The following is a 22746-nucleotide window of genomic DNA, read 5'->3' on the forward strand; positions in this document are numbered from 1 at the left end:
TTTATTCTATATCTTTAGTTCAATTTAAGGTTTTTTTAACAGCTGTATTTCAACCTTTTAATAAACGATCGATAGTTGGTTCATCAAATTCAGGTTCAAAAATTCTATCTGGTTTTACCATTTGTTTAATTTGATCAATAGATGACCAAAATCCAACAGCTAAACCTGCAAGATAAGAAACACCTAGTGCTGTAGTTTCAATGTTAGCTGGTCTTTCAACTTTTAAATTTGAAATTGAAGATTGAAATTGCATCAAATAATTTGAATTAGAAGCACCACCATCAACTTTAAGCAAAATAATAGGTTTTTGAAGATCTTTTTCCATTGCTTTAATTAGATCATTTGATTGATAAGCTATTGAATCTAGTGTTGCTTTAATGATATGTTCACGCTTTGTTCCTCGTTCTAAACCAAAAATAGCTCCTCTAGAATATGAATCTCAATATGGTGCTCCTAACCCCGTAAAAGAAGGCACTACATAAACTCTTTGATCATCTTGAACAAGTGAAGTGAAAAAATCAGATTCAGCTGAATTATATAAAATTCGAAGTGAATCCCGAAGTCACTGAATTGCAGCTCCAGCTATAAAAACTGAGCCTTCAAGCGCATAAATGGTTGGTTGATTTTCAAGTTTTCAAGCTATTGTAGTCAATAATTTATTGCTACTTTTTATAGCAGTGGTACCTGTATTGACTAAAGTAAAACAACCTGTTCCATAAGTATTTTTAACCATACCTACTTCTGTACAAAGTTGTCCAAAAAGCGCAGATTGTTGGTCTCCGGCAATTCCTGTAATTGGCACTAAATCTTTGTCCTTATTAGACCAATGATGCGACTCTACGAATCCAAAGTGAGTTGATGAATCTTTAACTTCAGGCAATATTTCTCTAGGAATTTCAAGCAAATCAAGAATTTCTTGATCTCACTCTAATGTATGAATATTAAACAAAAGTGTTCTAGAAGCATTTGAAACATCTGTTGCATGAACCTTACCATCTGTGAGTTTTCACATTAATCAAGTATCGATGGTACCAGCGAGCAATTTACCGTCTTTAAGTTTAGTTTTAGCTTCTTCAATATTTTGCAAGATTCAACGAATTTTAGTTCCACTAAAATAAGGATTAATTATTAATCCTGTTTTTTCACTAAATTTATCAGCCAGTCCTTTAGCAACAAGTTCATCACAATAATCACTTGTTCTTCGATCTTGCCAAACAATTGCATTATAAACTGGTAATCCGGTTTCTTTATCTCACAAAACTATAGTTTCACGTTGATTTGTGATTCCAAGTGCAGCAATTTCTTTTGAACTAATTTTTGCTTTATTTGTTGCACTTTGCATTGTTGAGACTTGTGTGTTTCAAATTTCAAGAGGATCATGCTCTACTCAACCTGATTTTGGAAAATATTGAGTAAATTCAGTTTGTGATATAGCTCTAATTTGACCTTGGTGGTCAACAACTAATGTTCGACATGAAGTTGTGCCTGAATCTAAAGTTACAATAAATTTATTGTTCATATCCAAATCCTTTATTAAATGTTTTGATTTAAAAACTTAATTTAAGGGTAATAGTGTATAATTTTACACTAATATGAAGAAAAAAAAATGAGTTGTTACATCAGTGTTAACTATACCTATTATTGCAATGATTTCTTGTGAAACTCCCAATGAAATTCAAAAAGATTTAGATCCTGAATTACCACAATTGCCTCAATTAGTTCTTAGACCTGAAGAACCTAGCAAACCTGAGAAACCAAAATCAACAACTCCAAAAGAATCTTTACCCACAACACCTCCTGCAACTCTAAAACCTGAAGAACCGAAAAAAATAGATCCTATTAAAACACAACCTTCTAATGATAAACCTATTTTAGATGAATCTAAAAAACCTAAAGATCCAAATGATTCTTTAAACAAACAAGACTCAAACCCTAAATCAACAATACCTTCTGATAAGCCAGAAGAACCAAAAATTGAAAGAAATTTTCCAAATCAACCAAACAATAAAGCAAATTCTGGAGAAACAAGCCTTCCACAAAAAAAAGATTCAGGACAAGAAAATCAAGAATCTAGAGAAAAATTAAAAAAAGTTTTAGAATCTATTCCGACTGGTTTGGTTATTGCAAAGGATAAAGTTAATCAATTTGTAAATCCAAATTCTATTTTATATAAATTTCAACATGACTATTCTTCAACATTTAGTTATCAAACATTTGTAGAACCTTTATCTATAGATGACAATGAATATAAAATTAATTTTGATTTTTCAAAATCTACAAGCACAAGTTCTGAAATTCAAAATGTTGAACTAAAATTAACAGATTTAAAAACTAACTATTCAGAGAAAAAAAATGTAAATTTATTACTAACCAAAAATAGTGGTGAATCTAATTTCATTATAAAAAAGAAAGAATTGCCAACATCTTTTAAGCAAGTATTCCCCTCTTTTTTAGCATTTGCTTTGTTAAATAGCAATAAAACGATTGATGATTCCATTTTTTCAAACCCTGAAGAAGTAATTGAAGGTTTAGGGTTTGGTGTCGGTTTGATTGACTCATTATTGGAAATAGAAAATAAAAACAACCATCATTACACAATACAACCTATTAAAGCAATTGCAAATGATGATCAAGGTACTTTGACATTGACTGTTGAAGCAAAAAACAGAGATGAACACTACCAAGGAACTTTAGAAGATTCAAAAGAACACACATTTGTATTTGAAAATTTAGCTAAAAATAGTGATGATTTAGTTGAATTTACTATCGATAATATAAGACTTACAAGTGAAGCCAAAAGTGACCAAACAATTAAATCTCAAATAAATAGAAACTCTAATCAACCAACATTTGCATTACAAAGTAAATTAAAAAAATTAGTAAAAAAATATTTGCAAGTTCACATCAAATCTAATCAAAATATTACAAATTATAAAAAGGCTTTGTTTGATGTTCAAAAACATCTCAAAGATTCCAATCACATATTATTTCCACAAATTATCTTTTCTAACTCATTTAATAATGGGCAAAATAATGATGGAATCAAATTTAAATGAGATGGTAATAAAAAAATTACTTATACTTGAAATTTAGATTATCAGTATTTAGATTATAATCAACCTATAACTGAAAATAGTGGAATATTTCCAGAATCACAACATCACACCAAAATACTCACTGGCACAATTGATTTTAACTAAAATTATTTTTTATGAAACTCAAACTATTATTTGCCATTCCTTCTTCTTTATTATTCATTAGTTGTGCTCAAAATGATCCCAAAATTGAAAATAAAAAACCTTTTCAACTTGATTTGAATAAAATAAAATCTTTAACCTTACAAGATTATGCAAACTCCATTCCCAATAATTTAAATTTGCCTTATTATTTAAATAACAAACCATTAAAAGATGTTTTAAAAACTTTTAAAGAAATTTTAATTTTTAATCAACCACTAAATTTCATTGAATTTCCTTATAATCTATCCTCTAATTTTGTTTTAAACTTTGATTTTAAAAAAGCAGTTATAGAAAATAATAAAATTCAAAATGTAATTTTGAATATTTTTGATAATAAAAATAGAAAGTCAAAAATATCCAAAATAGTGAGTTTAAAATATAACACTACTAATGACTTTGGCATAAAACCCAAAAAACTAAATAACAACTTTCTATCTTTATATCCTACTTTTATTGCATTTAATTTAAAAGATTTAAATGTTAAAGATTTTTTTGAAGTTCCAAACTACAAGGAAAATAAAGACATTAGCTTTCAAATTACCAATTCATTTGCAGATGATTATAGCGGAACACTTAAACTAGAAATTCAAATTTTAAATAAAAATAAAATTTTAGATTCTAAACAATTTTTATTTTCTGGTTTTCAAAAAATTAGTGAACAAATCCCTTTTGAAGTCGAAATTAACACTAAAAAATTATTAACAGAAATTCCTTTAACCAATTTAACAAATATTAATAAATACTATAAAGATAAAATTTTTAATTTTATAAAAAATAACTTAATTTTTAAATCTAAAAATACTAATTGAGCTACAAAAATAAAGGATTCAGAAATTTTAGTGTCAAATTTATTATCTAAAAATCAAAATTATTTTTTGTTAAATAATTTAGTGTTTTTAGATTTAAAAAATTTAAATAATGAATTATTTTTTGATGCAAAAATAATTGGTAATCAATTGGAAATTACTTACAATATTTTTTATGCTTTTGCCAATCCATATGCAAGTTTTAAAAATATATTAAATTCATCTTTTGTTGGAATATACAACAATTTTGAAATTAAAAAAACAATTCCACTTAAAAATAATTAAAAAGCAATATAAATTTGCTAAAATAATATATTAAGTAAACAGGGGTGCCTTTAACTAGGCTGAGAAATACTCTTAAAAGTTGAACTAGTTAGTACTAGCGTAACGAGTTTATTTTTTATATATTCCTTTGTTTACATACATCAACACTCTAAGGATTGTATGAAAACAAAATTTTATTTAAATATTAAAAAACGAATACATAAGTTTTTAATTTGTGGTGGATTTTTGTCTTTTTTAACTTTAGTTAGTTGTTCAACTAATAGCACATCTGACTCATTTGCTTGGGATACAAAAGTAAATATCGGAGCAGATTCTTCTTGAACACGTTCTAAAGACCCTTCAGACAAGAGAATTTCTACTTTTTTATCTAATCTTTCGAATGAATTTAATAAACTAAAAAATCAAAATCCACAAACTAAAAATTTAGCAGATGTAACTTTTGAATTTCAAGATATTAGTGATAGTAGAACTGCAATCACACAATTATTGGCTGCAGATAATTCTAAGCGATCTATTGATTTTGCTTTTGCAGATGCAACATCAACAATTGAAATTGATAAACAAAATCGATTACAAAATGCTTTACAAACTACAACTTGAGCCTTTGCAAATGATTTGGAACCAAAAAGTTACTCAGATGGTTCTAGCAATGATTATTTAGTAAAACAAGCACAAGAGTTATCTAATTTATTTAATCAAACACCTTTTAATCAATGACAAAATACAAAAAACGGACCACAAAAATGAGATGGTGTTGCTTATAGATTTTTGTATGACAAAAATAAAACGCAAGTTCCTTTTTATAGAGGTATGATTATGATTGCAGGTGATTCAAAAACTTTAAAAGCAATTAAAAAATATTGGAATAATCGCGATTTTGAACAATGAGTAAAATTCGGAATTATTCATGGAAAAGAATCTTCTGGCGGAAGATGAAAATTAGAAGCTAACTTAATTCAGCAACATTTTGCTAATTATTTCAAGAACAAACAAAAAACTCTCAGTGAAGAAAAAATAAAAAAACCACAATACTTTTTACAAGAATCGCCCCAATCTATATCAATAGGACAAGATCAAAAATTTAAAATTGCTTTTGATGATGAAGCAAGTTTTGCTTGAACACCAAATGAAGGAGATGACTCTCGTTTTACACCTAAAAATCCTAATGAAAAAATTGAAATTTTAACATTGACAAACCCACTACCATATGATATAGGTAGTTTTCGTGGTGATTTTAATAAACTTCAAAGAGATTTAATATCTCAAGCTTTAATTAATTTGTCTTTGAATAATAAAGACACTTTTGGTGAAAGTATTGGATATAATGGTTATCAAAAAATTTCTGATTCATCTATATTTCGTAATATGTTTAAAAATTCACTGGAGGAAAATTAATGAATTTTATAGAGTTTAATAATTTGACCATTGGGTATTCTGGGTCTGAAAAAATTGTGTTAAATAATATAAATTTTTCTGTTTCCAATTCTAAACCAATTTTTGTTGTTGGTGGAAGTGGTCAAGGAAAAACATCCTTTTTTTTGTCTATTTTACAAAATATGGATGTTAAAAATGGACATATTATTTTCAATAAGCAAAACATTACTAACCTGGATAGTAAAAAAAAGAAAATATTTACAAAAAAAATAGGTTTTTTATCACAATTTGGAAATTCTATTGAATTTCAAAATGTTTATACCAATGTTGTTAAACATTTACCAAAGTTTAAAAATTGATTTTATAGTTTATTTAACATTGCTACTCAAAACCAAAAACAACAAATTTATAGCATTTTAAAACAATTAGGATTAGAACAACAAATTTTTGCCATTTACAAAAATTTGTCTGGTGGACAACAACAAAGAGTTGAAATCGCAAAATTAATGCTTACAAAACCGTCAATTATTTTAGCAGATGAACCAACAAAAGGTTTAGATCAGTTAACTTCACAAAAAATTTTTAATTTAATTTTAACACTGGCAAAACAAAGTGAATCTATAGTTTTTATTGCATCCCATAATGCTGATATTATAAAAAAATATGATGGTTATTTTTTGGTAATTCACAATAAAAAAGCTATTTTATTCAATTCTTTTGATGAAATAAGTCCAGAACTAAAAGAAACATTTTTAATTTAAGATGAATAGTAATTTTTTCAAACTGAATAAAACAAAAAAAATAATTTTATTTTTTATCATTTCTGCAATGATAATTGTATCTTTTTATACAATTTTTTCACCTATTAATGCAAAAGGTTGATTTTTAGTTTCTACAAATATTTCTGATTTTTTTATTTTCAGTAACCACCATCCTAGTTATCCAAATTTTTCACTTTGAAGTTTTAGTTTTAACTTATTGTGGCTTACAATAAAATATACAATTTTGGGAACATTAATAGGTTCTTTTTTTGCTTTTTGAACCTCACTATTTTCATCTGATTTTATAACAAATAAATATAGTAAAAAAATTATTAATTTTTTAATAATATTTTTTAAATCTTTTCCAATTCCGTTTATTTTACTAGCTATTAGTGATATTTTTAGCAAACAACTGGCAGCTGTTTTAATAATTTTTTGATTTACTTGGCTTTGACTTCATAGATATTTTTTATCTTTTTTAAATAGCATTGATTGATACAATTACCACCTTCAAAATCAAATTAGTAAAAACAAATTTGTTAATTTTAAAAATTTAATTTTACCTATAATTAGTAATAAATTTTTAGGTTTATTTTTTTATTCTTTGGAATCCAATATTCGATGAACTACTATAATTTCAGCAGCTGGAGTTATAGGAATAGGAAAATTAATAATCGATGCTCAAGATCCAACAATTGGATGATCTGTGATTGGAATTCCTTTAATAGTTTTAATTTTTTCAATAATTATTTTGGAATTAATTGTAATTGTTTTAAATAAACTAGCTGTTAATAAAAAAAATGTAGATTTAAAGCAAAAAAATAATTTTGTTTTATTTTGAAAATTAAATTATGATAAATTTGCTAAATTATTTATATTAATAATAATATTAATGATTGCAATTTGATCAATTATTGATATTCCAATTTGAAGTGTAAATACTTCAAAAATCAAGTTTTTTTTAAAAAATATTTTTAACATTAATTGGTCTTTGTTTAGCCAAAATCCTGATCAAAATCCTATCTTTATGGTTTGATCACTAATTGCACAAATGATAGTTGCATTAATTATTTTGTTTGTTTTTACTATCTTGAATGTTTTGTTATCAAATGAAAAATTAAATAAACCTTATCAATGGATTCCTGGCAAAATTATTTTAATAATTTTCCGAATAATTCCATCAACAATATTCTTTTTTATGTTACTTCCTTTATCTTATATACCTCCTTTGTTATTGACAGCAATTCTTATTGGTTTGAAAGATTCTTTAGAATTAACTAAAAAAATTAATGAAACATTAAATTCAATTGATTGAAAAAAATATCAATTACTAAAATTACAGGGTTGATCTAAATTTAAAATAATTAAAGACTTTGTTTTCCCATCAATTTGACCTGAATATAAAAATTATCTATTCGTTTATTCTACAAATATTCTTCACAGTTTAATTTTATTTGGTTATTTTAGCGGTTCACAATTAGGACAAAAAATTAGTGTGTCATCATCTAATTTTTTAACTAATTCTGTCAATAATTTTTTTACTTATGCTTGAGTTGGTTGGTTTGTAATTTTTACACTAGAAATTTTGGTGCTAACTAGCCAAGATAAATGATGAAAATTTTTAAAAATCAAATTTAAAAATAGTTTTATAATTTAATTATGGCAATCGCAATTATCGCAGAATATAACCCATTTCATAATGGTCATATTTATCAATTAAATTATGTAAAACAACATTTCCCAAATGATGAAATTATCATCATTTTAACTGGAAACTATACACAAAGAGGAGAAATAGCAGTTGCTAATTTTGAAACTCGCAAAGAATTTGCATTAAAATATGGAGCCTCTAAAGTTATTGAACTTCCTTTTCAATTTGCAACACAAGCTGCTCATATTTTTGCAGAAGGTGCAATTAAATTGATTTATGAAAATAAAATAAATAAACTGATTTTTGGTTCAGAATCTGATAATATTGATAACTTATATTTTTTAGCAAATTTAATAAAGGACAATGAAGATAATTATAATAAGTTACTTAAAGGTTTTTTGAAACAAGGTTTTTCATTTCCAAACGCTGCCGCTAGTGCTTTAGAATCTTTATCAGGACAAAAAATAACCTTGCCTAACGATATTTTAGGTTTTGAATATGTGAAGCAAATTGTTTTTCACAATTATCCCATTCAAGCTTTTTGTTTAAAAAGAACTGTTGATTTTCATAGTGAAAATACAACTGAGAATTTTGCTTCTGCCTCATTGTTGCGCAAAATGATAACTGACGGGCAAGATATTAGTGAATTTTCTCCTATGAAATTTAATAAAAAACCTTTTGAATTACAGGACTTATATCCTGTTTTTCAAAAGGTTGTAAATGAAACACCGGCCGAAAAATTAAAACAAATCAAGATGATTTCAGAAGGTATGGAAAACCTTTTCAAAAAGCATATTGATGCTAAGTCTTTGGCTGAATTTATTAATCGAACTAATTCAAAAAGATATACAACTAGTCGAATTAAACGTGCAGTTTTATATGTAACATTAGAAGTTTATGATTTTGAGAGTGAAGATTTTAAAATCCGTCAACAGAAATACCTTGAAAGAAAACAATAATTCCATAAATTGTTAAACCAACAAAGGCTAAACCAACAAGCACAACTAATGCCATAAGGAAATATTGAACAAAAAGTCCTAATTTTGTATTATTTTTTTTGCTAAAAAATCTAGTCAAACTCATATTATCCCTTAACTGTTGAACCTTGTCTTGAAATAGCATTTAAAATACGACGACGGAAACCAAAGTAAATAATAAACATAGGTAGAATTGCTAAAATAGCACCAGCCATTCTAACATTTTTGAAAAATCCTAATTGCTCATCACCTGCATCATCAGTTCCAACATCTAATAACCAAACATTAAGAACTTGAATATCTTTATTACCAGTTAGAATAAGTAGTGGTCATAAAGTTGAGTTTCAAGCTGCAAACGCTGTTAAAATCCCAACAGTTCAAATTGTTGGAGTAACCATTGGAATAGCCACTTTAAAAAACATACGTACTTGTGAACACCCATCCATCATTGCAGCTTCTTTGATTCGATCAGGAATTGCTTCAAAAGCATTTCTGAACATAAATCCTGAAAAAACTGAAGCAACAAATGGCGCAGTTAGTGCTAAAAATGATTGTGGTCCTGTTGTTCATTGCAAGAGCACCATTACTCTATATTGTCCAAGTAGTAACGCTGTTTCAGGTAAAACTAAAATTGATAGAAAAATTACTCATGAAAGTTTTTTAAATCTTCATTTTTTAAGTGAAAATGCATAACCAAAAGTCATTGAAAAGAAGACTTTTGAAATCACAGACACCAATGTGATTAATGCTGTTCATCCAAGAGCATTTAAATATCCTTGTTTTAGGGCTCTAGAAAAATTATTGAAATTAAAATGATCTGGCCAGTAAACTGGAACTCTAGTGTCTGTAATTTGCTGGTCAGAAGCAAAAGCATAGACTATCATAAAATAAAAAGGAAAAATAATAAATAATCCAAAAATAAATAGGACAATAAATTTAATAATTAAACTAGATAGTGTCCCTCATCAACTCACATCTCGAACTTGTGAGGTCATTGATTCAACAATTCGCTTAGCACGTTGATTACTAATGAATTGTTGAAGTTTTAATTTTACGGTAAACATTTCTTTCTCCAATTTTGTTTGCAATTTGAATAACTAAATTCAATCCTTGTTTAACAGTTACAGATAAAGCAACTCCGAAAATAAATAAAAATAGAGTTGCAGCACCTGCTAGGCCAAACTGACTGGATTGCACAAATGAATAAATATATAACAATAAAGTATTACCACCATTTGCAAAAGCATCTCCTGGATTTCTAAAAATACCAATAGGAAAGACTTTGATTCCAGCAATAATTCCAATAGTAATTAAAAAATTAATTGTTCTTGAAACAGAAGGTAAAGTTATTTTAAAAAATTGTTTCAATGGTGAAGCACCATCAATTGAAGCGGCTTTGTAAAGTGTAGGATTAACTGAGACCATCGCAGTAGTTAAAATTAAAATTTCAAAAGCTAAATTACGTCAAACTCCAGAAGTCAAAATAACAAATAAAGCTTTAAAACTATTGCGATCAGCACTTTCTAATCAACGAGTTTCTGAACCAGTAATTGAATTAATAAATCCTGAACGTGATGAGTCAAAAATAAAAGCAAAAGCAATTGAAACTGCAATTCCTGATGTCACATATGGCAAGAAAAACACTGTCTGTCAAAAACCACGTGCATATTTACGATGCAATGATGCAAGTGTTGAAGCAACAATCAAACTTATCATTAAAGTAATTGGTAAAGCTACAACTGAGTAAATTACAGAGTTTCTAATTGCAACAACAAAATTTGAGTCATTTCAAATATCAGTAAAATTAGCAAAACCAAAACTAACATCTGATGCTTTATTTGGGTTGTTTGCAACAGTAACTGATTTACTTAAAGAATAAATAAAAGGTAGAAAAGTAAAGAGAAAAATAACCAAAATGGAAGGCAACAAAAGTAAAAATGGCTTTCAAAATGGGCTAGATTTATCTAAAACTCCGAGTTCAGCTCATTGTTTACGAACACGGTGCTTGTAAATTATATTATTTAAAAAATTTAGGAAAACCATTCTACACGCTCTCTAGTGTCAATGTCAAAAAAGTGAACTTTTTCAGGGCGGAAATAGAAATTAACTTTTTCGCCAATTTCATAAAATTGTTTTTCTTTTAAAAATGTAGTAATTTGGCCAAGTTCTTCAACTTCAACTTTAGCTAAAATATCTTTCCCAAGATGCTCTAAAGTTGTAATTGTGCCCACAAAGTTACCACTTCCCATTTCGCGAATATGTTCTGCTCTAATTCCAACACGAATTTTATTTTTGTCATAATTTTTAAAGTTTTCAATAATTACTTTACCTTTAACACTAATTTGATTAGTTTCTAAATTGTAATCAGCATCGAAAATATTCATTTCAGGCATTCCTAAAAAACTAGCAACAAACTCATTTTTTGGAGTGTTGTAAAGTTCCATTGGAGTTCCAATTTGTTGTACATAACCTGTTGACATACAAATGATTCGGTCTGAAATTGACATTGCCTCTTCTTGATCATGGGTAACAAAAACTGTAGTAATTCCAATTTCAGTTTGAATTTTTCGAATTCATTGACGAGTTTGAATTCTTAATTTAGCATCTAGGTTTGACAATGGTTCATCCATTAATAAAATATCTGGATGACGAACAATTCCACGAGCAATAGCAACACGTTGTTGTTGCCCACCAGAAAGCTTGGTTGGTTTTTTAGCTAAATTTTTAGTAATTTCAACTTTTTCAGCTGTTCTTAAAACTTCGCGATTAATTGCTTCACGAACTGTAATATTATCTGCTTTGAAAGTTTCATACTCTTTTAACTCTTCATCACTTAATTTGCTCAAATCAAGGGAATATTTATTAACAAGATCTTTTTCAAAGTTAATAAAAATTGAAAAGGTTTTTTTCTTGAATTCACTAATTTGTTTTTTTAGTTTTGTCAATTCAGCTTTAGTGCGAACAATTTTTGTCGCACCCACTTCATAATCTTGACTTAGTTCAACAGGAACGTTGCTATTAATAGCTTTTTTCTCGGCTTTTAATTGTGCTTTGAGCAATTTATATTCTTCTCGAGTTTTAATATTAATTTTTTTAACATCTTCTTCATATTTAGTACGAGCATCAAGAAAATTATTTAAGTTTGTTTGATAATTTTTATTATCTAAAGTTTGTTTTTCTATTAGTTCTTTGTTTTTCTTTGATAAAGAAAAAACAATTTTATTAAACAATCTTCTTGCAAATGAAGGAACTAATTTTTGAATTTTTAAAAGATTAAAAGTTAAATTTTTAATTTCAGCATGTTTGTGAGCTTTAACCAAAACTAAATCAGTTTTTAATTGATTTAGTTTTGCATATATAGCACTTTTGCTTGCATTATATTGCATTTCAAGTTGTTTATAAACATCTAAATAATTGTATAAATGAGATTTATATTCCTTGATAGCTTCTTCAGGTGCTCCATTTTTGGCAAACACAACTGAGTTTGCATTAACACGTGCTAAAAGGGATTTTTCAAACACTTTTTGCTTTCATTTTGGATCATTTGTTAATGGAAATGCTATATTATCATACACATTTAGGTGTGGATAAAGTGCATAGTTTTGAAACACAAGTCCAAGTTTTCTTTGTTGTGGAGTGTATTTTGTAACTTCTTGTCCATTGAATAAAATACGTCCTGAAGTTGGTGTTAAAAGTCCAGCAATAGCATTTAAAATGGTGGTTTTACCAGATCCTGAAGGTCCTAACAAAGTAACTAACTCACCTTTGTAAACAGTGATATTTGCAGTGTCAACTGCTAGTGTTTCACCAAAGTCAATTGTAAGATCTTTGATTTCAATGGCTGGGATTTTAGATTTTAATTGGAAACGTTGATCAGCAGCAATTTTTAAATTTTTAATTTCATTTAAAAATTGCTGATCTTGTTGGGTTTTATCTTGATTTTTTAGATTCATTTTATTGTTCTTCTTTTTCATGTTGATTTAAAGCAAATTCATAGTAATCAATAACATTTTCATCTTTGTTATTGTCGAGTTTTAGAAATTGAGAAATTGATGAGCCACCTCTAGTTTGATAAATACTTTCAACAACAGTTGAAATTGATTTGAAATCTAAACCTTTTAGTTCTGCAAACATTCCATATTTTTTGTTAATAGCGTTTTCCAAACTAGCTGATTGTTTAATTGATGTATAAAAATCTACACTTGTATTAATGTTTACATTGGCTAAATCACTAATAATTGGAAGGGCTAAACCTGCTTTAATGATTTCGATGTTGTAATTTTTGTAAAAACCATCATGGCCAAAATAAATATTGCCTACTTTTCTATTATAAGAGCCTTTTGGTGATTCTCCTGAAAAGACAAAGTAGACTGTTGATCCTATAGGGATTAAAAGTTTTGCAAATTCCTTGGCCTGTTCTGCATATTTATATTCTAGGCCAGTTGTTGGTTTTCGTTTACCAGTGTCTTTGTCAACAAAAGTGGTTTCAGCTGTGTCAATAGTTTCAAAACGAACACTAATTGGTTCTGGAAATTGTGGTTCTTTTTCTTTGATGGTTTTATATTTTTGAGTTTTTGCATCAAATTCAAGTTTACCAGTTGTTTGAACTTTAGCAGTATCACCATCAGTTCAACTAACTAGTTTAGCTTCAAACACACTAAAATATTTTAAATTTGGTAATTTATCATTTTTGTACATTTGTTTATCTGCATTGGTTCAAACATAATTTGTGTCAAAAAACTTTTGAACTTCTTTATAATAATTGCTATTTTTATTTTGAATATCTGCAAAAGGATTATCTTGAAAACTTTCAACTTGATAATACTTTTGCGCACTAGCATAATTTAATCCACAAGATGCTAGTGCCACTATTGGTGTTATAGTTGCAGAAACTAAGAGTAATTTTTTTCAAACAAACATGATTATTTCTATTTAAAAATTATTTAAATTTTGGACCCAAGTTTTTTCCTAATTCTTCCAAGAATTGATCAAAATCAACCTTTTCTCCACTTTGTGCTTTACTTAAAACAGCAGACATTGTAGTTCCAAGTCCATCTCTAAATTTAGCAGATGAAGCATCAGCTGTATCATAAATTAATTGATATTTATTATTTGCATTATCAGTTGATAAGAATTTATTAAATTCTGTTCATGTAATACGTTTTCCTGCATTGGAATCGTTTGCAAAAGCTTTATTTTCAAAGGTAGATTTATAAGGAGCAATATATGAAGTTTGTTGCACTCAGTACTCAATTGGAGTTAATTGTTGACCTTGTCCAAATTCCACTTTAGTGTTTAATAATCAATTTAAAAACACACGAACTGCTTCATCTTCTTTTTTATTTGCATGGATTGCAATTAAGTCAGCACCTTGTGAAACAATTGAATTTTTTTGACTATTTGAATCAAATTTTTCTGGACCAGCAAGTGTTTCCATTTCATCTTCATTAAGTTTACTGCTGGTGTTTTGTTGTTCACTACTAATATATGTTTTTAAAAGGAATGGAAGATATTTGAAACTATCTGGAGCATTTAATTTTTCAATAGTTTTAGGATCTATGTCCTTTGGAGCACTAGCTGCTGTAAACAAAAGATAGCTTTTGTCTCCAATTGTTTTAATCATTTCTTCAAGTTGTGTTTTAGTTTCTTCGGCAATTTTTTTACCTTTGCCTGAAGGTCCAGAAATTGTATAACTAGTATATTTTGTACCATTTTTACTTGTTTTTTCTTCTAGTTTTTTAAAAGTAGTGTTTTTATCAATAATTGCTGCATATTTGGCATCTAAACTTGTGGTAGTTTTCTGATTACCAGCGGAATCTGTGTATTTTACTAAAAATTGTGTTTTTCCTTTAGGGAAGAAATTATATTTATAACCTGCTGATGATCCAATAAAGAAAGCTTCTTGGTGGTTTTTTAGATACAATGAGTTGTATTCACCAGCACCTCCTATATAAAGAGATTTGTTGTTAATTCCCTTATCTAAAAGATCATAAGCCGCTTTAAAGGCTTGATAACGTGGAGATGATTTATCATTTCAATAAGACTTGTAATCAACCCTGTCACCTTTTAAAACAGAAATAGCTTTTGATTTGTCTCCATTATTATATCCTGCTACCATTGAAAAAAAACTAGTTGCTGCATTGTCAATTCCAAAAACAGCTTTTGCTCTTGTTAAATCACTTCCTTGAGTAACTGAGTTAGGAAATGATTTAACAACTCTATCAGCAAAATCAACCATTTGTTCATAGTTGTCAAAAATTTGACTATTAAATTGGTATCCAGCTAGTCCACCTTGTGATTCTGGAACAGATGTATACTCTTTTCAAATTTTTGCAACTTCAGCTAAATCAGCTGAGTATTTACTATTTGATGACTTAATTTGTGAAATTTCTGTAAATAATTTATCACCTGAAGCAATGGTTGCAGGAGTAGTATCGTTCATAGCTTTATCAACAATATAAGCTAAAACCATTTTGTCAATAGATAAAATCTGTGAAGATTTTGCAAAAGGTAGTGAATAAATACCTTTAGAGTCAAGCAAAGGAATTTCACTGTTGTAGTTTAAAAAGGCATCAATTCCATCTTCTTTTAATGTGTTATAAAGTTGCTTTTCAGCTTCTGAACCTGATGCTGTTCCACTTTTGAAGTCATGAACAATTGGTAAAGCCATTTCATTACTATTAACAATTGCAAGTAAGGATGGGTAGTTGGTAACAATATTTGGAATTTTGCTTTTATCTTGAGATTTTAAAAAGGTTTGAATATTTTGAGTTGCACCATTATATCCACCTGCAAAAGGTAACAATTCCATTGGTAAAAAACCTGGTAAATTTTTAGCTGTTTGATTTCACTGTTTAACAATTTCAGTTAAAGCTTTGGTTTCATTTCCGCTTGATGAAAAACTATGACCAAAAATAAGTTTGTTGTCATCATTTGTGTCAAAAGCAAATTTGTCACCTATTGTTTTAGTGGAATTATTTGAACCAACTCCACAAGAAACTAAAAGTGATCCAAGTCCGATTGCCGAACCTAATGGTAGTAAAATTTTTGATTTTTTAAGTTTAGATAGATTCATAAAGTCCTTTTAAGTAAATTTAATTATTTTATAATACGATTTGAAGATTTTTTCAATTCTGATAAAAATGTATCAAAATTAATTTTAGAAGTGTCATTATTATTAGATTTTAATTGATTTCCAATTGATCCAAAAGCAGTTTGAACAGCTTTTCTAAATGCTTGAGAAGTTGCATCTCCAGGTTCACTGTAAACTGAATATTCATTATTGTCATTAACTACTGTTTTAAATGTGTTAAATAATAATTCAAACATTGGATTGTGTGGTAATTTATCATTACTTTTATAGTCAGATGTTAAATTACTTTTGGTTGGATTCAAATAATTTGAACGGAAAGCAAAATAGTCATTTGCTGTTCCTGTAAATGTTTGGGTTGCCTTTGATTTGTCTTTATATTCAAAGGTATTTTGTTCAGAAATAAATCATTTTAAGAAATTTTCTGTTGCTTTGTCTTCTTGTGCATTAGCATGCATCGCCATAATTGAAGGCCCTTGTGAAGTAATACTTTTTTTAGTTTCTGTTTCAAAAGTTTTTGTAGGTTCTGGCAACAACATTAGTTCATCTGCATTCATTTTTTCATCAGATTCTTTTTCTTCATATTTTTTGTTATAACTAGTTGTTGACATTAGTGCGAAAGGTAATAAGTGTTTTTTTTGAATGGTTGAAACCTCAAAAAGACTATCATTTTTTGGTGCATTACCTTCATAAATAACAGCATCATCTTTTTGTAAATTTTCAAATAAATCAAAAGCTTGTTTACCATTTTCGTAAGCTGGTGTACCTTTTTTAGTTACCCGATAGTCAAAACTTTTTACATTTGGGCCAAAATCAACGATGTAATTTTTGAAATCACTATTTCCTACTTGGAAACTTGAAATAAATCAGTGACTAGCACTATCATTTACTCCAACTAACCAACGACCTTTGCTTGAAATACCATCATCATTGTTAGAAGATGGGAAAGATTTTTTAATTCTTGATGCTAAATCAAATAAATCTTTGTAGTTTTCAAGTTTAGATTTACTAAATTGATAACCTTCTAGCCCACCATTATTTAAAGGAATTTTTGTATAACTTCCTCAAGTTTTTGCAATGAACTCTTGGTCTGTTTTTTTAAGACCATCAAAAAAAGCTTTATCTTCAGGTTTAATAGTTGCTGAACCGTCTTTTGTTGCTTGATCTACAAAATAAGCAAGTAATGGAATATCAATTCCTAAAGTTTTTCCAGATTTAACAGCTGGAATTAAATAAATACCTTTAGGATCCACTCCGCTAATTAAGTTTCCAGCTTTTAAAAAGTCTGAAACATAAGTATTTTCAATTGTCTTTTTTAAATCAGGATTACTACCTAGATTTAAAAGCATATCATACTTATTTAATGTTGCCGCAAGTCCTGAATAGTTAAATAGCAAGTTAAGACCTTTTTGTGCATTTCTAGCTGAAATGTCTTTTGTAATTTGTGAAGCCATTCCGTCATAGTAACCTGTATAGCCTTCAATTTCTATTGGTAAAAAGTCTTTGTTTTCTTGATCTTTTACTGTTGGAAGGTTATTTCACTTTTTAGCTATATCTAGCATTGCATCATAACGAGCATCATTTTTTCATGGAATACCAAATTTTAGTTTTCCATCTTCTGGTTGATTAAAACCAAAATTTGTAGAACTTTCAGTTTTATCAGTTTTATCTGCTTTACCAATTTTATCTGCGATTGGCCCACAAGAAGCAAGAGCAACAACAGAAGCTAATGGCATTGCTAATAAAGCTGCTTTTAAAGATTTATTTTTAAATTTAAACATTTTTATGAATCCTCTTTTGAATTTGATTAATTTTTTTTAGCTAAGCACAAATGATTTTTAATTTTGTACAAAATTTGTACATATAAAAAATTAATTGTCATAAAGCAAAGCTAAAAAATAACTAAAAACAAAAGTCGATACAGAGAACTTTCTTTTTATTCAATTAAAATGAAAAATTATTAGGGCTTGACGGGCCAAAAAGCAAGGCAATGAAAAATTAATGCTAGTTTGTTTAGTTTTACTAATATCAAAAGTTTTCATTTGATTTATAACCAAACCTTGCAAAAATTTAGTTTTATTGCAATAAAAAACATAAGAAAATTTTTCCTTCTAGAGTAATGAACAAACATTTTTCTTATGTTAAACGTATGCATATTTTTAAAAAACTTAAATTAATGCCATTATTATAGCAAAAATAATTCAAAATAAATATTTTTTTATTTAAAACTAATTTAAATAATTTTGACAAAATAAAAGTTGAGAAAATTAACATATTACTAATCGAAAATTCTCTTTTTTGCAATTTTATAGTATTCTTTATTTTTTTCAATTCCAATAAATTTTCTTCCAAGTAACTTGCAAGCAAGGCCAGTAGAACCACTACCCATAAAAGGATCTAAAATTAAATCATTTTCATTTGTATGCACTTCAATAATAAATTTCATTAGTTTTAATGATTTTTGAGTGCTATGAACAGTTTTTTCTTTGCCAGATACAACTGAAGTTTCCACACTAGCTCTTAAATAAGCCACATTTACAGGTTTGTTAAAAATTCATTTGGAATTTTTTTTGACTGCCCAAATGGCAAATTCAGTATCTTGGACATAACGCCTTTGAACATTTCGAGGCATTGGATTAGTTTTTATTCATTTAATAACATCTTTAACTATAAAGTCATTTTTTTCAAGTTCTTGAATTAAAAAACTCATATATTTGTATGAACAAAAAATGATAAAACTACCATTTTTATTAATTAATTTTGCAAAAGGTTTAATTCAAGATAACAAATCAAAATTATGATCCCAGTCTCCAAAATCAATTCCTTTGCGTTTTGCATTGGTAAGTGTTACAAAACTGTTTTTTTGCGAAATATTATAAGGTGGATCTGTGATTATATGATCAACTTTTACACCTTGATTTATTAACTCTTGCACAATATTTAAAGCATCACTATTGTATAAAATAGCATTCTGTTTTTCTTCAACATTAGATTGAGATAATTGTGAAACTATGGCTTTTCCTATTGCTTTAGCAACTAAAGGTGGAACAGCATTACCAATTTGCCTACAAACACTAGTTTTTGGACCTAAAAATTCAAAAGTGTCAAAAAAAGATTGTATTCTTGCAGCTTCTCTAGGTGTAATTGCTCGATGAAGATATGGATGTGAATTAGTTCCATTGGATGGTGTATCAAATCTAGTATCAATGGTTGGACTAGGTTGGTTTCATTTGAGACGACCCCAAGTAGTTTTAAATTTTTGTTTGCCAATCAAAAATTCTGGCAAACATTCTTTTCCTTTTTCAGGTTTTATAAGTTCTAATTTTTGAAGTGCTGTTTTATTATGTTTAGTGGCTTGATGATTTAATAAAAATAATGCATTTTGTCTCATTATTTTTTGATATTCACTCTTAACATTTAGTAAATAGTTGCTTTTATAATTTCCTTGGCCGGATTCTAAATATGATAAATCAGAAATTGCATCAAAAACTGTAGTTTTACTAGTTATTTTGTTAGGAAAATTAATGTGTTTATTTTTGTGGGCAATTATAAAAGCTCTTTCTCGTAATTGCGGAACACCAAAATTATGAGCATTTAAAATTTGATAATTTAAAACATAACCTAGTTCATTAATTTTTGTCTTAATAGACTCAATAAAAAATCCATCCGAAGCTGTCAATAATGTTTTTACATTTTCAATAATAAAAAGTTCAGGTTGAATTTGCTCAACAATGTTCAAGTATTCTAAAAACAAAAAATTTCTTTCATCTTTTAAACCTAATTTTTTACCTTTATTTGAAAAACCTTGACAAGGCGGACCCCCAATAATCATATTTACACCTAATTTTTTAGATTCTAAAACTAATTCTTTTTTAATTTTAGAATCTGTAATGTTTCCCAAAATTACTTTAGAATGGGGGAAGTTATGTTTAAAAGTTTCTAATGCATTTTTGTCTCAATCAGTGGCAAGAACAGTTTTAAATTCACTATTTTGTTCTAAACCTAGAGAAAATCCACCAGCACCACAAAATAAGTCTAGTATTTTAAATTTCATATCAGAATTTGAGGAATAAATTTTTACTTCCTCAAATTATAATACATTTTTAATTTGTTATAATTAATTAAATTATGACTTGAAAAAATAAAAAATTTTCTGATATTATTAGTGATACAAATTTTACAAATATAAAACTTTTATTTTTTATGTTTTTTAACTTATCTAATATTTCAAAAGATAAATCTTTTTTTGAATTTTCAATTAATTACAAAAAAATAGAAAAAATAAAAGAATATTATGAACAAGAAGATGTTGCATTAATAAATAATGAAAATTTTGAAAATTATTTAGATTTAAAATTTTCTTTTAAAAATTTTACACATAAATTATTAATTGAAAATGATAAACAACTAACTAAGAAAGAATTTTTTGAAGAAATTTATAAAAAAATATTAGTAATAAAATTTAATGATAAAAATTTTGATATTGATTTATTTGAGAAATCTTTTGTTTTGGGTTTGTTTGCATTTAGAGGATCTCCAGATGTCAAACCGAATTATTTTTCTGTGGATGTACTTGTAAAAAATATTGACAAAAATTATATGACAAAATTTACTAATTTGCTATTAGCATCAAATTGAATTAAAGATTTGAATTTGAATTTGAACTTCAGAAACCTGCAAAACCAGTATACAAGTGGTGAAAAGAAAAGATATCCACAAGTTAGAGTTCAATTAGATTTATTTTGACAAAAATATAAGTCAGATCTTATGAAATTAAATATAGCTAAAGCTCATTATATGAACAAAGAATTAAAGAACAAACATTTGAACAAAAATGCAAATAATAAAAAGGATTATATCCATAGATTATTACTTTATACAAATTGTTTTACAGACGAAAATGGAATTGTAGAAATTGATAAAAAAAAAGTTAATGAATATAGGAAAATATTAAATTTTAAAGTTAATGAATATGATAAACAATTAGGTTTTAATATAGCATCAAATTCAACTAATAACAAAGAAGAAAAAATACAAAGAAATCAACAATTAGTTGAATTTGCTAAAATTAAATTGCCTGATTTTTGTTTTGGTTGCAAAGATAAATTTGATTTGTCAGTCAGAACATTTTATAGAAAAAATTCAAATGTGCCTTATTTAGAAATTCATCACACTATTCCTTTTTCTCAAGATCATAAAAATGATACAATTGAAAATTTAGTTAAATTATGTCCAGTTTGTCACAAAGCAATGACGAAAAATAGAGCTGATGAAAATTTACAAAAAGAAATTATTGAATCTATTTTAAAATCTAGTGATGAAACCACAAAATTTATTCAAGAAACTTTTGAAAATCAAATTAATGAAACAAAAGGAAATATAGTAGATTTTGTTTTGTCTAAATTAGTTTAATAATTTTTTTTATAATTTAAACAAGTTTTAATTTACAATTTTTTTTCCTATAAAAAAATAAAAAATAAAAACCTAATTTTGTCAATTTAGGTAAAATAAGTTGAAAGGAAACAATATGGAAAACCATAAAATAAAACAAAAAAATGCATATTACAATGAATCTATTTCACCATTGGCTTATGCTCTCAATGGTTTAAAGGGAAAAATGAGAGCAACAAACTGGAATGTTATAAATGATCCAAAAGATCTTGAAGTGTGAACTAGAGTTATTCAAAATTTTTGAGTGCCTGAAAAAATTCCAGTTTCAAACGATTTAGAGACTTGAAGAACACTTAGTCCTACTTGAAAAAGATTAATTACTAGAACTTTTACTGGTTTAACTTTACTTGACACAATTCAAGCCACAGTTGGTGATACAGCTCAAATTGCTCACTCACTCACTGACCATGAGCAAATTATTTATACCAATTTTGCTTTTATGGTGGGTGTACATGCTCGTTCATATGGAACAATTTTTTCAACTTTAAACACTAGTGAAGAAATTGAAGAGGCTCACGAATGAGTAATTAATAATGAAAAATTACAAGCAAGAGCTAGAGCATTAATTCCTTTCTATATTGATAAAGATCCTTTAAAATCCAAGGTAGCCGCTGCTTTAATGCCAGGGTTTTTGCTCTATGGTGGATTTTATCTTCCTTTCTACTTGTCAGCAAGATCTAAATTACCAAACACCTCTGACATCATTAGATTAATTTTAAGAGACAAAGTTATTCATAACTATTACTCAGGATACAAATACCAACGTAAAGTTGAAAAATTGAGTCCTGAAAAACAAGAAGAAATGAAGAAGTTTGTCTTTGACTTGCTATACAAATTAATTGATTTAGAAAAAGAATACTTATACGAACTTTATAGTGAAGTTGATTTAGCTGAACCTGCAATTCGTTTTAGTGTCTACAATGCTGGAAAATTCTTGCAAAATTTAGGTTATGAATCACCTTTTACTGAAGAAGAAACTCGAATTGAACCTGAGATTTTTACCCAACTTTCTGCACGTGCTGATGAAAATCATGACTTTTTTTCTGGTAATGGTTCATCATATGTTATGGGTACTGCTGAAGAAACTGAAGATGAGGATTGAGACTTTTAAA

16 protein-coding genes and 1 riboswitch are annotated in these 22746 nt (G+C 27.4%); of the genes, 8 read left to right on the forward strand and 8 right to left on the reverse strand.

The genetic code is table 4. From position 1 onward, the window contains the following. Position 1: 1 nt before the first annotated feature. A complete protein-coding gene (glpK, locus tag MYB_RS02710) occupies positions 2-1519 on the reverse strand; it encodes a glycerol kinase GlpK (protein ID WP_022935106.1) in 1518 nt (505 codons plus the stop codon). A gap of 73 nt (positions 1520-1592) precedes the next feature. Between glpK and MYB_RS02715 the strand changes: the two genes are divergently transcribed. From MYB_RS02715 to MYB_RS02740, 6 genes are all read left to right on the forward strand, one after another. Continuing rightward, positions 1593-3200 carry an LppA-related lipoprotein gene (locus MYB_RS02715; RefSeq protein WP_022935105.1) on the forward strand — a complete coding sequence of 536 codons (1608 nt, stop codon included), beginning with the start codon at positions 1593-1595 and terminating at the stop codon, positions 3198-3200. A gap of 11 nt (positions 3201-3211) precedes the next feature. Next, complete coding sequence (locus MYB_RS02720) at positions 3212-4330, forward strand: hypothetical protein (RefSeq protein ID WP_022935104.1); 1119 nt, start codon at positions 3212-3214, stop codon at positions 4328-4330. 30 nt (positions 4331-4360) lie between these two features. Beyond that, positions 4361-4453: riboswitch (TPP riboswitch) on the forward strand. A gap of 36 nt (positions 4454-4489) precedes the next feature. Next, on the forward strand, positions 4490-5725 hold the full coding sequence (gene cypl / locus MYB_RS02725; protein WP_022935103.1) for an ABC transporter thiamine pyrophosphate-binding lipoprotein p37/Cypl: 1236 nt from the start codon (positions 4490-4492) through the stop codon (positions 5723-5725). Further along, the gene (locus tag MYB_RS02730) at positions 5725-6465 is read left to right on the forward strand and encodes an ATP-binding cassette domain-containing protein (protein ID WP_022935102.1); all 741 of its coding nucleotides are present in this window, start codon (positions 5725-5727) and stop codon (positions 6463-6465) included. The genes cypl and MYB_RS02730 overlap by 1 nt, the downstream gene beginning before the upstream one ends. Before the next feature lies 1 nt (position 6466). Beyond that, the gene (locus tag MYB_RS02735) at positions 6467-8122 is read left to right on the forward strand and encodes an ABC transporter permease (protein ID WP_022935101.1); all 1656 of its coding nucleotides are present in this window, start codon (positions 6467-6469) and stop codon (positions 8120-8122) included. Positions 8123-8124: 2 nt separating this feature from the next. Further along, positions 8125-9075: a nucleotidyltransferase gene (locus MYB_RS02740; RefSeq protein ID WP_022935100.1), complete on the forward strand. Its 951-nt coding sequence runs from the start codon at positions 8125-8127 to the stop codon at positions 9073-9075. A gap of 125 nt (positions 9076-9200) precedes the next feature. On the opposite strand, the gene MYB_RS02745 is transcribed toward MYB_RS02740, so the two are convergent. The 7 genes from MYB_RS02745 to dcm form a co-directional block, all read right to left on the reverse strand. Continuing rightward, positions 9201-10157 carry a carbohydrate ABC transporter permease gene (locus MYB_RS02745; protein ID WP_022935098.1) on the reverse strand — a complete coding sequence of 319 codons (957 nt, stop codon included), beginning with the start codon at positions 10155-10157 and terminating at the stop codon, positions 9201-9203. Beyond that, complete coding sequence (locus MYB_RS02750) at positions 10120-11136, reverse strand: carbohydrate ABC transporter permease (protein ID WP_022935097.1); 1017 nt, start codon at positions 11134-11136, stop codon at positions 10120-10122. Before MYB_RS02750 ends, MYB_RS02745 begins: the two co-directional genes overlap by 38 nt. Beyond that, positions 11124-13067 carry an ATP-binding cassette domain-containing protein gene (locus tag MYB_RS02755; protein WP_022935096.1) on the reverse strand — a complete coding sequence of 648 codons (1944 nt, stop codon included), beginning with the start codon at positions 13065-13067 and terminating at the stop codon, positions 11124-11126. The genes MYB_RS02750 and MYB_RS02755 overlap by 13 nt, the downstream gene beginning before the upstream one ends. Further along, positions 13048-14013 (reverse strand): thermonuclease family protein, encoded by a 966-nt coding sequence (locus MYB_RS02760; RefSeq protein ID WP_022935095.1) that lies wholly within the window; start codon positions 14011-14013, stop codon positions 13048-13050. Before MYB_RS02760 ends, MYB_RS02755 begins: the two co-directional genes overlap by 20 nt. Before the next feature lie 19 nt (positions 14014-14032). After that, positions 14033-16168: a P68 family surface lipoprotein gene (locus tag MYB_RS02765; RefSeq protein WP_022935094.1), complete on the reverse strand. Its 2136-nt coding sequence runs from the start codon at positions 16166-16168 to the stop codon at positions 14033-14035. A 23-nt stretch (positions 16169-16191) separates the two neighbouring features. Continuing rightward, positions 16192-17964, reverse strand: a complete 1773-nt coding sequence (locus tag MYB_RS02770; protein WP_022935093.1) for a P68 family surface lipoprotein — start codon at positions 17962-17964, stop codon at positions 16192-16194. Between the two features lie 497 nt (positions 17965-18461). Next, positions 18462-20237, reverse strand: a complete 1776-nt coding sequence (gene dcm / locus MYB_RS03180) for a DNA cytosine methyltransferase (protein WP_022935092.1) — start codon at positions 20235-20237, stop codon at positions 18462-18464. A 74-nt stretch (positions 20238-20311) separates the two neighbouring features. On the opposite strand from dcm, the gene MYB_RS02785 reads away from it, so the two are divergent. Then, complete coding sequence (locus tag MYB_RS02785; RefSeq protein ID WP_022935091.1) at positions 20312-21595, forward strand: HNH endonuclease signature motif containing protein; 1284 nt, start codon at positions 20312-20314, stop codon at positions 21593-21595. 115 nt (positions 21596-21710) lie between these two features. After that, positions 21711-22745, forward strand: a complete 1035-nt coding sequence (gene nrdF, locus MYB_RS02790; protein WP_022935090.1) for a class 1b ribonucleoside-diphosphate reductase subunit beta — start codon at positions 21711-21713, stop codon at positions 22743-22745. The last annotated feature ends 1 nt before the right edge of the window (position 22746 follow it).

Source organism: Mesomycoplasma bovoculi M165/69, from assembly GCF_000524555.1.
GTDB lineage: Bacteria > Bacillota_I > Bacilli_A > Mycoplasmatales > Metamycoplasmataceae > Mesomycoplasma > Mesomycoplasma bovoculi.